Raw genomic sequence first — 13,554 nt, forward strand, 5'->3', positions numbered from 1 at the left:
GGGCAGGATCGTACCTTTGAATATGAGCAGTCAACAACTGCGGACTCTCAGGGCAGGTATGAACTTACAGTGCCTTATTCAACCGACGGGCCTATTGCAGGCGAAACTCAGTTCGATACTGCACCTGCACGCCCCTATGTGTTAAACTACGGAGACACGACAAAAGAAGTAAGAGTAAATGAAGAAGCTGTGTTAAATGGAGAAGAGATAAAGGTCTAAAAAAGTATGGAGCGTGCTATTGCTCACCCTCCTGCACCTTTCTCTTCTTTTTCATATGCCTTCTTTCCGGGTTCTTTGTTGCCAACCTTATTTTTGAGCCAGATTTGCAGAATCTTTACTTCGTTTTCCCGCTATCTAGATATACCATTAAAAAAACCTACTTCGCAGGTGAAGTGTGATGGAAAACCCTATAATAGGCCGAGTCTGGAAATTCGGAGACGATATCGATACCGATGTGATCATTCCCGGAAAATACCTGCGGACCAAGGATATGCAGGTTTTTGCAGCTCACGCAATGGAAGGCATTGATCCAGAGTTTGCAAAGAAGGTAAAACCAGGGGATATTATTGTAGCAGGCAGCAATTTCGGCTGCGGCTCCTCAAGGGAACAGGCTCCCCTCGCTTTAAAACACGCAGGCGTAGCCTGTGTTGTCGCAAAGTCTTTTGCAAGGATCTTTTTCCGAAATGCAATCAATGTAGGGCTGCCTCTTATGGAAGCCTATATCGAGTGCCAGGAAGGCGACGAGATCAGGGTTGACCTGCTAAAAGGCGAGGTTACAGTTCCAGAAAAAGGCACGTTCAGGGGAAATAAATTGCCGGATTTCCTGCTCCATATGCTTGCTGACGGCGGGCTTGTAGCTCACAGGAAGAAAATCCAGAGCGAGCAAAAGTAATAACCTGATCCGATAGCTCCCGAAGATAAATTTAAAATTCGAGATTACCCAAAATAATAGACCATCCAAAACAATCGATACCCATGATTTTTCCTGATGAATATAAACATGTGGGCGTGACAAAGTCCTTCTGCCCGGACATTGAAGAGCCGATCTATTTCCTTACTTACTACCTGATTGCTGAAGCGGAAGATCCTCAGACAGGGGGTTCCGAATATGCAGTCTACTATGTGAAAAAAAACGGAGAGGGATTGCTACGTAAAGTCGAAGCGCTTGAAACAATAGCCTCAGCAGAAGAGGTGGTAAAGTATGATCGGGAACTGAACATAAAAGACCGCGCACTCCTGATCGAGATTGCAGAAAAACTTTGTACTGGTACAGTGAACACGGTAATTTTTACAGGCGTGGACAGGCACGTCACTTTTGTCCATAAGCCTGACCTTTCAGACATTCTTGAGCTCGAGATCCTTGATGTTGCCCCTCCTTATCCTTCCTGGCTTTCCCTGGTTGTGAGAAGGCTTGAAGCCAGCGGAATTTTCGGGGATCTGCAGGTCAGGTTTACTGAGAAAGTGATTGACCTGAGGCGTTTCGAAGGTAAAAACACCGTTTTTCCGTGCAGCGCGTCGGGACTGGAAGGAAAATGCCTGGATTCGGATGTACTCACGGAAAACGGACATTTGCTGGTAGGATGCGAAATTTCAAAGACCCTTTTTGAGATGCGTTTTCCTGAACTTGAGTATTCCTTTGTAAATATCTGTCCTTTCAAATCCGAAATAGTCGTACCCTCAAAATCTTTTATCACTCGCTGCTGCAGGTCTGAGAATTCAGGACTTGTAAAAATCTCGGGTTTTGATGGAGCCGTAGTCCACTGGGGAGCATCGGAGTACCAGGTTGCCGAAGCTATTCGAAAACTTGTGAACAGCCTGAGGCGAAGTTCAGAAAATATCAACAGCCAGCCTTGAGAGTATGCGGTAATTTTTCTAACCGCTTTCAATATACATTAATTATACTGAAATTATGTCTCTCCAAACCGTTTACTCTAAACCCGTTAGAGTGCAAAAACAATAGTTGCAGGTGTCCAATAGAAACCTTCAGTTTAAACCTGTATTTATAGTTTCTCAGGTTTAATCGGTGTTCCACACGCGGCCCCGACAACCTTTTTACATAATTTCATTCATTTGCCATCTCTTCTATTCTTTTTACATCTCATGGGGACCTTTCCGAATTCCCAGGCGAATCTCCTCATTCAGCCAATCAGTTTCGAAGCTTCAGAACTCCGCCATCCTGTCCCTCACTGAATAAAACAGGACTGTGATTAATTCTATTGACCTTAATCCTGGTTATTCTAACCTTACTCTTACTCATTCTAAGCTCACTTCTGCGCATTCGGACCAGCTTCCAATACATGACCCTCAAGGTTCAAGTAACAATCCATTTTAGCATATAATTCCTAACTTAAAACTAAAAAGAAAAGTTTTAAAATAAATTAGAAAACTCTATTATCCATTAGAGCATATTTCTTAAGGATCATTTTCTCAGGGGTCAATTCACTGTGACGCTCACAGATATGGGTTAATGGGGAAGTTAAAGATTTAAGGGAATTCGCGTAATCGCAGACGGGAGACGAATCATAAAAATAAATTGAAGTTTTGGGGGGGTCTGGTAGTATATTTTTGCTCACGCTGGCGTGGCTTGTTGGTTTCATCCTGGTGGTTTTCTTTCTTAAAGTCCTGTTTGTAATGATCGCAGTGCAGGCTTCGCGTGCTTATAACGCAATACTCGGACGTAATGTTCAGGCGAAGTATCAACAGGTGAACACGATACCTGATTGGGTTAAAACTCTCGCGGAGGACAGTATATACCAGCGCTATTCGATTGATCCGCCACGTATTGTAGCATATCCAGCATTTTACCGAAATGGCTTCAAGTTTTTTGATAGAGGTCACGACAAATATGCTGTTTCTTATGATGGCACCGGTAAGTACACCGTCTATAAAATATCGAGGTCAGAAGCATCAGCCAATCAAAAGAAATCAGTTGTTGAAGGAAAATCTAAAACTAAGGTATGAAGGTTTAATCTAAAACTAAGGTATAAGCGGAGTGAAATAAGTATAGATAATTTTGAAACTTCTGGAAAAATATGTGCGAATATAAGTATTTGCATCAGATGTTCTCTGAATTCTATTTTTTCCTTTTTCCGTAGAATTTAAAAACCTGAATTAGATAGTCAATGCAGTAATTAATTCAAATATTCTTACTTCTACTCTTGCTAAACAGACTATTCAGTCCGGGTCTATATGCAGTTTTGAGCAGGTCCGGTTATCCATATCTCTACTCTAGAAGCTGTTTTTGTCAGTGACCTTTTCCTAAGGCATAGTTTTAAATCTGATTGCGGGTTTATTGAGTCATTAAAAAGGCGATAATCACGACACATAAACGTTATGGGGGTTTCAATTCTCAAACATCCTCATTTGCTAAAGATCCCGTGATCTCGAAAAATCTTATCTATAAAACGAAATTGGAGTAATCACTTAATGTCTTTCCTGACTAATTTTTTTTTAGGGCTTGGACTTGCAATGGATGCATTTGCAGTTTCCATGTCAAGCGGCACCACGATAAGGCCTTTCCGGCTCAACTACGCCCTTAAACTGGCTTTCTTTTTTGGAGGGTTTCAGGCTTTGATGCCTATTTTGGGCTGGCTTGGAGGGAGCGCGGTAAGCGGCTTTGTGTCGGACTATGCCCCCTGGATTGCTTTTGGGCTTCTGGCCTTCATCGGAGGCAAAATGATTTATGAAGCTCTTTACGGAGGCTCGGAAGGAAAGGTGAACTCCCTCAATTATTCGGTGCTTCTGGTGCTCGCAATCGCTACAAGTATAGATGCCCTTGCTGTGGGGATTAGTTTTGCATTTCTCAATACGCCTATTCTTGAGCCTGTAATTATAATAGGCTGTGTGACCTTTTTCATGTCCTTCTGCGGAGCGATTCTGGGATACAGGATCGGTCATTTCTTTGAGCACGAAGTCGAGATTATCGGAGGCCTGATCCTTATCGGGATCGGCGGAAAAATCCTTGCCGAACACCTGCTCTTGATCTAAGAAAGCTTCAAAATCTGAAAAACTTACGCCAGATTCATATACCCCAAACTATAGATGCACTTAGCATGAAACTGGCTGTAATCGAGGGTGATGGGATCGGCAGGGAAGTAATCCCTGCGGCTGTCATAGTCCTTGATGCTTTCGGGCTTGAGTTTGAGAAAGTGCCCCTGGAACTCGGCTATACCCGGTGGGAAAGAACAGGGACTGCAATGTCGAGTGCGGATCTGGAAACCATAAAGGGGTGCGATGCAGTCCTTTTTGGGGCAGTTACCACTGTGCCGGACCCAAATTACAAAAGCGTGCTCCTTACCATCCGAAAGAAACTGGACCTCTATGCCAATATCAGGCCTGTAAAACCTCTTCCCGGAATAACCGGGATTACCGGGAGAAACGATTTTGATTTTATTATCGTGAGGGAAAACACTGAGGGGCTGTATTCGGGGATTGAGGAAATAGGGCCCGAACTTTCCTGGACAAAACGCATCATCACCCAGAAAGGTTCCGAGCGAATTGCCGAATATGCCTGTAAGCTTGCAAAGAAAAGGAAGAATAAACTGACCATTGTCCATAAATCCAATGTCCTGAAATCCGACAAGCTTTTCCTCGATGTCTGCAGGCGGACTGCAAGTGTTAATGGCGTAGAGTACGGGGATATGCTGGTTGACTCTATGGCTTACAGCCTTATGATGCATCCTGAAAGATATGACGTTGTGGTTACAACGAATCTTTTCGGAGATATCTTGAGTGATATGTGTGCAGCCCTTGTCGGAAGCCTTGGCCTTGTACCGAGCGCCAATATAGGGGATAAATACGCTTTTTTCGAGCCTGTACACGGGAGCGCACCCGACATTGCCGGAAAAGGCATTGCCAACCCTCTTGCTGCAATTCTCTGCGTAAAGATGCTGCTGGAATGGATGGGGGAGCCCAGGTCCCGGATTATAGACGAGGCAATAGCCCATGTGCTGGAAAGGAAAATTATCACTCCTGACCTCGGAGGTACAGCCAGCACAACAGAAGTCGGAAATGCAGTTGCGGAATACGTGATGAAAAACATATAAAAAGCTCAACCAGGCAGGCTGGATCTGCCTCCTGCCAGAGGAGAGCTTTTAATGTTTTAAACCCTTTTTATAGTAAGCGCAGTTACACTGTATAAAAAATAACTGCACTTAAAGTCTGATTTATCACTGATCAATGAATGGGGGTTTCATTCTGCGTCAATTTTTCGATATTTCGTTGCCTATTACGGAAGAAATGGTTATATATCCGGGAAAGCCGGGACCTTCTGTTCAGAGGTATGCCTCGGTCCCGAAGGATAAGGTAAATGAGTCTATCCTGACTCTGGGAAGCCATACAGGTACTCATGTAGAATCCAGACTGCATCTTCGGGATGGAAGAGAAGGAGCTGCTGATCTGCCTCTTGACCACTTTTACGGAAAATGCAGGGTTTTTGATCTTATCTATATAGAAGACGAGATTCACAGGCAGGATCTTGAAAGGTTTGAAGTACGGCCTGGAGACATAGTACTTCTCAAGACCAGAAACTCGGCCCTTGGCTATGTGAAATTCCTTGAGAACTATGTGCATCTTAAAATGGACGCAGCTGAATACCTCGTCAATGCCGGAATCAAAACTCTGGGCTTTGATTACCTGAGCGTTAAAAAGCCTGATGGGGATGATGAGGTCCGCGAACTGCTTATCAACAATACGACTTTGTTTTTAGGACTCAACCTTGCCGGCGTTCAGGAAGGGGAATACACATTCTTAGGTCTGCCTCTTCGTATAGACACGGACGGAGCACCGGCGAGAGTAATGCTGGTTAGAGAGTGACCTGCTTTATAAGCGGGACAAAGCCATAAATGGTAAATAACAAATTAACTCTGAAATAATTAAAATACACAGCTACAAAATAAATATAAAATACACTTCTATAAAATAAATATAAAATAAAATATTATAATATGAGTAGCTTAGAATAAAGAAGGTTAAAATATTAAAAATTATGAAAACTAGCAAGCTATTTAAATGCGACAGATATCAAAACAAATATCAAAATAAATATCAAAACAGATACTAAAAAAGGATTGGAAGGGCAACTTTCCCGTTTTAAGAAGCCCTTCCGGTTTGTATCTGCCGTCTGGTTCTGTTTTCTTTTATGTTTGATACTCAAGTCGTTTTCTGACTTCCTTATTAATTATATTCACTTCTTCCGGACTTGCTTTTCCCTGTCTGATTCCTCTGGAATGTTTGCTTATATTCCCTAAAAAGTTCGAACTGCTCATAGTAATGGGCTCTTTCGATTATCTCTTCAAAAAACTCGTCCATGTGGATTCCCCCTAACCCACATGATATTTCTCTCTCATACTTATAAATATTTGCCACTGAGGCGGCGGATTTTTTAAAAATCGTTATAAAATATTGACCTCAAAATTCACCATGTGGAAATGAGGCAGAACTTACAGGCTGAAATGGAACCGGTTGAGAAATAAGCTTCTCTCCGCCTTTAATTTCTCCATTATTTCTCTGCTATTCTTTCTTATTTCTCCGTTATTCCTGAGTATTCCTGATTTTTTTCTAACTTTTCTTGAAGTTTGATCCTAAACTACCTGTTCTTGAAACTTACTTCTCAATGTTCCAGTTCTTTAGAGATTTTGCAGCTTTTTAATTCGCAGCTTTTTTATTTGCAGCTTTTTATTATGTGGATCCGGTTACTCTCAGGCTGACAGTCAATAAATCCGGTCTCATATACTCATTGCTGGAGCCTTTAATTTAAGTGCAGGCATATCTCCGAAATTTCCGGAGAGATTCAGGTTCCTGTAGTTTTCAAACTGTTCATAATACTGCGCACGCTCGACCAATCCTTTGAATATTTCCTCCATTGTATTCACCTCTATTCCCAAAAACTACTTCAGTATTTATTAATCTCAGCCTAGCAGGGTGAAAGTATTTTTTGCAGGACTTCCGGCAAAGATTTCAGGCCCTGCTGCTATTAAGGCTGGAAATCTCTCCATAATATTTCCAAGAAATAGCGAATATTAAGAGGAAAGAAATGTTGGAAGGACATATTAGATAAAATAAACATTAAACTAAATATTAAAACAATAAATGAGATAAAATAAATTTAAAAAAAGAGTTGAGATAACTGGTATCATTGCTTTTTTGCGGCAGCTGCAAGCTGCTCTCCCAGCTTTCTGCATCTCACCAGTTCTTTTTCATATGGCCGGTACCTTACCTGCAGTCCGGGCTCAAAAACTTCGATTCCTGCGTTTTTCAGTTCCTGTTCTATGATTTTTACCGCTCCGCCTCCCCAGCCGTAGGACCCGAATGCCATAGCTTTCTTCTTCTGGGGACGCAGGCCTTTAAGGTATACCAGGAAGTCGCCGACTGTTGGAAATAGCCCATTATTAAGGGTCGGTGAACCTACTGCAAAAGCAGCTGCATCAAGCATCTCTTTCATGATATAACTCCTCGGGTTTTTCCGGAGATTAAGCAGTCTTACCTCCACACCGGCGGCCCGGACAGCTTCAGCAATCTCGTTTGCCATTATTTCTGTGCTGCCCCACATGGTATCATATATCACAAGCACTTTTTCTTTTACTTCCCCGCTGGCCCAGGATATGTAAGCCTCAAGGATCTTCGGCAGGTCCTGTTTCCATATAATTCCATGAGAAGGAGCTATTTGCAGGGGTTCTATTTCCAGCTCAGCCAGTACTTTCAGATATCGAAGAAGCGGCATATGGAAAGGCATGAGGATATTTGCATAGTATTCCGCGGCTTCAGAAAGCATATCCCCTGCTTCGAAATCATACCTTTTTGAGCTTGCTATATGCTGCCCGAAACCGTCATTTGAAAAGAGGATCCTGTCTTCTTTCAGGAAAGTCTCCATACTGTCAGGCCAGTGCAGCATTGTGGCTTCCAGGAACACAAGGGTTTTGCCACCCAGATCCAGCTGGTCGCCGGTCTTTACAACTCCAACATCCCAGTTCTCACTGCCCGAGTCCCTGAAGTAACCATTAAGGATATCGATGCCCCTTCTTGTAATGAGAATTTTAGCATCGGTTTGCTTTTTAAGCTCGGTCAGGGATCCGGAGTGGTCAGGCTCCATATGATTCATTATAATGTAGTCGAGTTTTGAAGGATCGATGAGCTGACCGATGCGCCTGAGCATCTCTCCTGCAAAAGGAGCCTTTACCGTATCTATGAGGGCAGTCTTTTCCCCTATAACCAGGTAGGAATTATAGGTCGTCCCTCCTGGAGTGGTAAACCCGTGAAAGTCTCTGCCGTTCCAGTCAATTGCTCCTACCCAGTAAACTCCGCTGGAGAGCTCGACGACTCCACCTGTTTCTTCCGTGTCCATATACTCACAGCTCGCCTGGCTTTTCAGGTTTGCATCCTGAATCTGGTAATCTCTTCAAGGAAGCCGTCAATCAACTCGTAATGGCCTCTTTCATAGCCTGCCAGCATCTCGAAGAATTTTCTCAGGCTTTCGTCTTCAACCTTTTTTGCGACTTCCGAATAGAAATCCTCGCTTTTTCTTTCGTGCCTCAGGGCTGCAACAAGGATACCCGTATCTCCAAGCGTGATCTCACCGCCTTTTGTGTGGCCTGTATCAAACTCAGGGGTGAAAGACTGACCACTCGGAATTTCCGTACTTGTCACGGGCAGCTCCCTCTTATCACGGTATCCTTCAAGATAGCCAAGATGCTTTACCTCTTCATTTGCCAGATGCTCATAGAGTTCCTTAAATTTCGGGTTGTCCATTGAAGCAGCCTTACTAAGGTAGAAGTTCCTTGCTTCTTTCTCCCTTTCGATTGCCAGAGCTACGGCTTCTTCAATTCCTTTAAGATTTTTTACTTCCTCTACTACATCTTGATATGCACTTCTCATACCTCTTACCCCCTGTGATAACTTATCTCTTCAGATTTCCCTATTTTTGAAGTTTTTATTTCCCGGCTTCTTTTTTAACTTTTGTCTTTTTTCGTTCTTTCACTTTAACGGTTATATCTTCAGACGGCCGCTCAATCCCGAAGATGTCATATATCTCATAGGGACTTGCAAGCACTGTGATATTTTCCATCTGTGCAAGTTTTTCCGAGTTTATAACATCTACTTCGCGCATATTAAGTTCAAAGGCTCTGCCGCTGGGTGCAGAGGTTTTTACACTCCCTCTTTTCTGGTCTACAGGCAGGATGAAAATAGGTGTTTCTCCTTTTGCAGTCTGAGAGACTGCGTTTGTAACCAGGGTGTCTGCAATCCCGTATACTATTTTTGCCACAGTATTGGCAGTTGCCGGGGCTATCAGCAGGAAATCATAGTATCCCATTTGCAGCGGGCCTGCAATGAACGGGGAGTTGGGGCCTGCATCGACTTTGAAATTAGGGAAATCATTCTGGATTTTATCCCATAGGTGATACCATTTCATTACGGTCTCGCCCTCTTTGGAGAGAAAAACCATTGTCTCAACGCCTGTTCGGTTCTTAATATCCACCAGAATGCTGTAGGTCTCAATCATCTGGTCTCCCGAACCTGTTATTCCCCATGCTATTCGTTTTACTTTCTTGTTTAACGATTCTACCAAAATAACTCCTCCTTAACTGGTTCTGTCAATTATGGACTTATTTCTCTTCCTGATTAACCTGATTTCTGAAAACCCCGTCCTTCCGGAATTTATGTTATTTGCCTTCCTCTTTTGGCGTTTCAGATGGCTGGGGCTCTAATTCTTTTTCTGAAGAAGCTCTTCTTACAAGCTGGGTTGTCTGGACAAGCTTTTTCAGGGTTCTTCTAAGGCTTCTCATGCCTTCGGAATCTTCGGATACTCCTTCCGCCCCTTTGTCCTTTGACCAGAATGTTCCCCCCAGGTTAGCTCCGAAAGAGCCTCCTCCCACAGGTATCATCTCATTGATCACATAAAAGTTCAGGATAGCCTGGATTGCCGGTTCCTGTCCTCCTACCCTGTCTCCTCCGTCTGCAATGCCCATCCCTACTTTATTCAAAAAAACCTTGGGATTTTTGGCAACTACGGCTCTGCATCTATCCATTATTGTTTTGGTTTGAGCACTCAATGTTCCCTGATAAACCGGAGTTCCGATAATCCAGGCATCTGCCCAGATCATTTTGTCATAGAGCTCGGCTGAGATGTCATCCTTGTGAATGCAGCCTTCCTTTGTTCTTATACAGAAGTCGCAGTGGATGCAAAAGTTCAGCCTTTTTCCTTTGGCGGAAAAGTAATCGGTTTCCGCGCCATATTTCTCCTCTGCAATCTTCAGCGCTTCCCGGACCAGAAAATCGGTCGCCATATTCCTGGGACTTCCGGATATTCCGAGAATCCTTATCGGTTTGGCTTCGGTTTCTTGCATGTCCCCTCCGAATTACATATAAAAATTACGTATATAACTGGATATATCTCTATGCTGGTATGCCTTTCGGACAAATAATTTTATGCCTGAATATCTTTATGCTCTGGTTTTCTAATTTCTGGCTTCTACTTCTTAAGCCCTCTGTAAACGCTATCTGGAGAGAGCAATAAATGTATTGATTCAGTCTGGAGGTATATTTCTTTCCTTTTGAGGATAAATGGCCATTCAATCAAAGATACGTTGAAGTTTCCTTCACCGAAAAGTTAATCTATATGTTCCTAAAAGGCCGACCCGATGTAATTTCCAGAAGCTGAAAAAGTCTGAGATTTCTGAGATTGGTTCTGAAGCCGCAATGAACATCAGAGAATAAGAACCGGTATTATGTGGTTTAAAACAGGATACTTAGTTTACAACAGAACGTTATTTGAAGCAAAAATATGGTTTGGAACAAAAAGGATCATAACAGAAAAGCTGTAATCAATATTTAAAAAAGCCAGTATTCTTTGGTGTAAAAATTGTAGAAACTTAAAACGCAAAGAAGGCAATTTTTAAGTCCTGATCTTATATTTTTTTCAGAAAATAAATTGGATTGAACCTCAGTTAGTGAACTGAGAGTTTTTCCAATTAATAAATTCTTTATCCACAATTTACAATTCTATTATTGTTAATGTTTACATTAGTTTCTTTTGTGTTTAAGTGTACTACTGCAGGGGCATCCAGGTCGTGGAAATAGTTGCCAGAGGCTTCTATGTTTTTAAGAGTTCCCTGTAATTCCAAACCTGCGTATCCACCACCAGATGTAGTACATTCATTGTTTTTCATGACTCCATCGGTAACGGAATCGAGCCGGACGGACGAATTAGTTCGGTTAATAAATTTAGAGTTCTTAACTGTAATGCCATTTACGTGATAGGCATATACACCATCGTGACCACACTTGTTGACAGTTACTGTATCAATCATGACGTTACTGGATTTTGAAATAAGCATGGCATCGTTACATCCGTTCTGGAATGTCATACTCTGAATTGTTAATCCATTAACGCCTATGAGTGTTGCCATATTATAGGAGGAAGTTCCAAGCCTGATGTTAGGATAATAGTCTGACTGACTTCCATCAACAGTAAAGCCTTTAATTGTAACATCACTTGCAGAACTGCCTCTAATCATAAGCATGGCTTTCTTTTCTGCAATGCTGCTCTCGCGACTTCCCCATAGAGGTAATCCTTTGGCGAGCTTAATTACTACACTGGAATCTCCTTCCAGGGTGGTACCACTGCCGATTCTGAGAGAATCGCTTATATCATATGTGAATGGACCTTTAAGGTGGACAGTTGTACCAGGGTTGTTTGCAGCAAATTCAAGTGCTTGATTAATTTCGACGTCATCGGCTTTTCCATCAGCATTATAGTCTCCACTTCCGTCTCCTGCAACAGTTACTACCTTTGAACTCTGTGTACTCGGGGCGCCTAACGCAGCCGGTACGGTTGTTAAAATAAGGCATGTTACCAGGAATAGGGTTCCTAGTTGTCTTTTAAGCATCGTATCACCTTTGGGTTGGATTTTTATAGGGATTTAAGTGAGATTAAAATCTATACAGTAAGCTACTTTTTTCCCAAATATTTCTCAAAATGCCATATTACGTACTCGTAATACTTTCTTTTCCGAACTAATCTAATCAGGTAGGGATTTTCGAATCCTTCATCAGAATTCCCTGATCAGGTCGGCTCTATACGGGTATGATTCCGATTACGTCTGCGTAATATTTTTCGAACCTATCCAATTCGGTTCTCTGCGATTTAGTGAGGCGAACACGTTGCACACAGAGTCTCCACTCTCCAATCACTTATAGGGATTAGTCACTGGAGGTGGCCGGAAACTAGAAGTTTTGGCTTTTACACATCAAAACTTGCTACTGACCACAGGAAGCATCCTTCTGGTCAATACCTTCTGTTTACTTAATCACGGCCTTTAGCCACAGGTCAACTCTACTTTTAAAAAGCTGTCATTCACAATTGTTGAATTCCTGAGTTGACACACTGAGTTGACACACTTGGTTACGTGATCCTATTATAAAATATTTTTGGTATTTTATCAAACAAATTTACACAGTGTGCCGTTATTTCAGGTCTTTACAGGCCTTTTTTTGGGGAGTGAAAGTAGAATTTTGCCAGGAAAACCTAATTGATTGCCTTATTGGATCCATAAATACAATTAAAGGGTAGAAATTAAGTATAAGACGAAAAAAGATATATGTGGCCTACAAATGATCAAAAATGTGAATATGATATAACCTTATAATTGCATTAGACTACCTAAAAACGCATTTGGTGGTAGGTCTACAACTCTTAAAATAATAAAATCTAGATATTTTTCCGTAATTTTTGGCTCTCTCTACTTATGCTGCAACAATACAATTAAATATTTTAAATAAGTGACAACAAAAACTTTTCAAAAGAATTCCTTTAATATGTTGCGTGTTTGAGTGATAAGTTCCAAGTAAATATAAAGAGTTTGTTGAGTCCAAATAATTTGCTAAAATTCGAATGAAAACCGTTAGAAAACAGCGTAAAAAGGCATTTAACGGTTGAGATGATCAGGCTTTGAGGATAAATTTTCCAGCTAAATATTTTTATTGTTTAATTATTAAGAGAGCCTGCTAAGGTTCAGAAAGATATCACTCGATCATAAGGACGTTTATTATTATGTTCAGGGTAAGCTGAAGCTGTACCCTCAGTTCCAGTATACTAACTTTTCTCTGACTCAGTCATTTGACTCTTGCTTTAGTGTTCGTTTTGATGCTGATTTTCTATTGATATGGTTTGCCGGTTTTATTTTTGTACTTCACCTAAGACATGATCGATGTGAGGTGCGGCATGAGGGCCATGGGCACAGGCCGCTTTCTCCGAGTATCTCTGTGATGGCTGTTTTTTTCTGTGCCTTCAAAAGCATAGCCGTGGTAAAGATCATACTTACTCTTATCTTTCCGGCATGGGATCAGGATATTTTACCCCAGTCCAGCTATCAGGGGTAAGGCTATTTTCAGAAGGGTATAGTAGAGTTACGGTAACTAGAGATTAAAAGACAGGTAACCTGGTCCTACTCTTCCTGAAAAACAGATACAGGTGCCAAATTGGTTTTTCAGCCAATGAACATTGATATGCAGCTAAAATTAGAATATATTTTACTTCTATAATTATATATTACGGAGTAG

At 41.8% G+C, this 13,554-nt stretch carries 14 protein-coding genes; 7 read left to right on the plus strand and 7 right to left on the minus strand.

Annotated features, from left to right (window positions below):
• The 7 genes from ACPK8D_RS07575 to ACPK8D_RS07605 all read left to right on the plus strand — a co-directional run.
• On the plus strand, positions 1–219 hold a 219-nt coding region (locus tag ACPK8D_RS07575; RefSeq protein ID WP_424717247.1), incomplete at its 5' end, for a hypothetical protein.
• 178 nt (positions 220–397) lie between these two features.
• Entirely contained in the window at positions 398–892 is a 495-nt protein-coding gene (gene hacB / locus ACPK8D_RS07580; RefSeq protein ID WP_424717248.1) for a homoaconitase small subunit, read from the plus strand.
• A gap of 83 nt (positions 893–975) precedes the next feature.
• Positions 976–1,854, plus strand: a complete 879-nt coding sequence (locus tag ACPK8D_RS07585; RefSeq protein WP_424717249.1) for a DUF7714 family protein — start codon at positions 976–978, stop codon at positions 1,852–1,854.
• A gap of 711 nt (positions 1,855–2,565) precedes the next feature.
• The gene (locus tag ACPK8D_RS07590) at positions 2,566–2,961 is read left to right on the plus strand and encodes a hypothetical protein (RefSeq protein ID WP_424717250.1); all 396 of its coding nucleotides are present in this window, start codon (positions 2,566–2,568) and stop codon (positions 2,959–2,961) included.
• 465 nt (positions 2,962–3,426) lie between these two features.
• The gene (locus ACPK8D_RS07595) at positions 3,427–3,987 is read left to right on the plus strand and encodes a manganese efflux pump MntP family protein (RefSeq protein ID WP_424717251.1); all 561 of its coding nucleotides are present in this window, start codon (positions 3,427–3,429) and stop codon (positions 3,985–3,987) included.
• 65 nt (positions 3,988–4,052) lie between these two features.
• Positions 4,053–5,045: an isocitrate/isopropylmalate dehydrogenase family protein gene (locus tag ACPK8D_RS07600; protein WP_424717252.1), complete on the plus strand. Its 993-nt coding sequence runs from the start codon at positions 4,053–4,055 to the stop codon at positions 5,043–5,045.
• Between the two features lie 193 nt (positions 5,046–5,238).
• Positions 5,239–5,814, plus strand: a complete 576-nt coding sequence (locus tag ACPK8D_RS07605; RefSeq protein ID WP_424717253.1) for a cyclase family protein — start codon at positions 5,239–5,241, stop codon at positions 5,812–5,814.
• A gap of 360 nt (positions 5,815–6,174) precedes the next feature.
• Here ACPK8D_RS07605 and ACPK8D_RS07610 read toward each other — a convergent pair whose 3' ends face one another.
• The 7 genes from ACPK8D_RS07610 to ACPK8D_RS07640 form a co-directional block, all read right to left on the minus strand.
• The gene (locus ACPK8D_RS07610) at positions 6,175–6,309 is read right to left on the minus strand and encodes a hypothetical protein (RefSeq protein ID WP_424717254.1); all 135 of its coding nucleotides are present in this window, start codon (positions 6,307–6,309) and stop codon (positions 6,175–6,177) included.
• A 416-nt stretch (positions 6,310–6,725) separates the two neighbouring features.
• On the minus strand, positions 6,726–6,863 hold the full coding sequence (locus tag ACPK8D_RS07615) for a hypothetical protein (RefSeq protein ID WP_424717255.1): 138 nt from the start codon (positions 6,861–6,863) through the stop codon (positions 6,726–6,728).
• A 269-nt stretch (positions 6,864–7,132) separates the two neighbouring features.
• Positions 7,133–8,341: an FprA family A-type flavoprotein gene (locus ACPK8D_RS07620; RefSeq protein WP_424717256.1), complete on the minus strand. Its 1,209-nt coding sequence runs from the start codon at positions 8,339–8,341 to the stop codon at positions 7,133–7,135.
• A gap of 23 nt (positions 8,342–8,364) precedes the next feature.
• Positions 8,365–8,871 carry a ferritin family protein gene (locus ACPK8D_RS07625; protein WP_424717257.1) on the minus strand — a complete coding sequence of 169 codons (507 nt, stop codon included), beginning with the start codon at positions 8,869–8,871 and terminating at the stop codon, positions 8,365–8,367.
• Positions 8,872–8,926: 55 nt separating this feature from the next.
• A complete protein-coding gene (afpA, locus tag ACPK8D_RS07630; RefSeq protein WP_424717258.1) occupies positions 8,927–9,562 on the minus strand; it encodes an archaeoflavoprotein AfpA in 636 nt (211 codons plus the stop codon).
• Between the two features lie 94 nt (positions 9,563–9,656).
• Positions 9,657–10,340, minus strand: coding sequence for a flavodoxin family protein (locus ACPK8D_RS07635; protein ID WP_424717259.1), 684 nt, complete (start codon positions 10,338–10,340; stop codon positions 9,657–9,659).
• 636 nt (positions 10,341–10,976) lie between these two features.
• Complete coding sequence (locus ACPK8D_RS07640) at positions 10,977–11,882, minus strand: right-handed parallel beta-helix repeat-containing protein (protein WP_424717260.1); 906 nt, start codon at positions 11,880–11,882, stop codon at positions 10,977–10,979.
• Between the last annotated feature and the right edge of the window lie 1,672 nt (positions 11,883–13,554).

The sequence above is a fragment of the Methanosarcina sp. genome (assembly GCF_049706645.1).
Taxonomy (GTDB): Archaea; Halobacteriota; Methanosarcinia; order Methanosarcinales; family Methanosarcinaceae; genus Methanosarcina.

What these genes read in the sequence shown, in the direction of transcription:
- hacB (WP_424717248.1), top strand. Translation starts at nt 398, where the DNA reads ATGGAAAACCCTATAATAGGCCGAGTCTGGAAATTCGGAGACGATATC.
- ACPK8D_RS07585 (WP_424717249.1), top strand. Translation starts at nt 976, where the DNA reads ATGATTTTTCCTGATGAATATAAACATGTGGGCGTGACAAAGTCCTTC.
- ACPK8D_RS07595 (WP_424717251.1), top strand. Translation starts at nt 3,427, where the DNA reads ATGTCTTTCCTGACTAATTTTTTTTTAGGGCTTGGACTTGCAATGGAT.
- ACPK8D_RS07600 (WP_424717252.1), top strand. Translation starts at nt 4,053, where the DNA reads ATGAAACTGGCTGTAATCGAGGGTGATGGGATCGGCAGGGAAGTAATC.
- ACPK8D_RS07605 (WP_424717253.1), top strand. Translation starts at nt 5,239, where the DNA reads ATGGTTATATATCCGGGAAAGCCGGGACCTTCTGTTCAGAGGTATGCC.
- ACPK8D_RS07610 (WP_424717254.1), bottom strand. Translation starts at nt 6,309, where the DNA reads ATGGACGAGTTTTTTGAAGAGATAATCGAAAGAGCCCATTACTATGAG.
- ACPK8D_RS07615 (WP_424717255.1), bottom strand. Translation starts at nt 6,863, where the DNA reads ATGGAGGAAATATTCAAAGGATTGGTCGAGCGTGCGCAGTATTATGAA.
- ACPK8D_RS07620 (WP_424717256.1), bottom strand. Translation starts at nt 8,341, where the DNA reads ATGGACACGGAAGAAACAGGTGGAGTCGTCGAGCTCTCCAGCGGAGTT.
- ACPK8D_RS07625 (WP_424717257.1), bottom strand. Translation starts at nt 8,871, where the DNA reads ATGAGAAGTGCATATCAAGATGTAGTAGAGGAAGTAAAAAATCTTAAA.
- ACPK8D_RS07635 (WP_424717259.1), bottom strand. Translation starts at nt 10,340, where the DNA reads ATGCAAGAAACCGAAGCCAAACCGATAAGGATTCTCGGAATATCCGGA.
- ACPK8D_RS07640 (WP_424717260.1), bottom strand. Translation starts at nt 11,882, where the DNA reads ATGCTTAAAAGACAACTAGGAACCCTATTCCTGGTAACATGCCTTATT.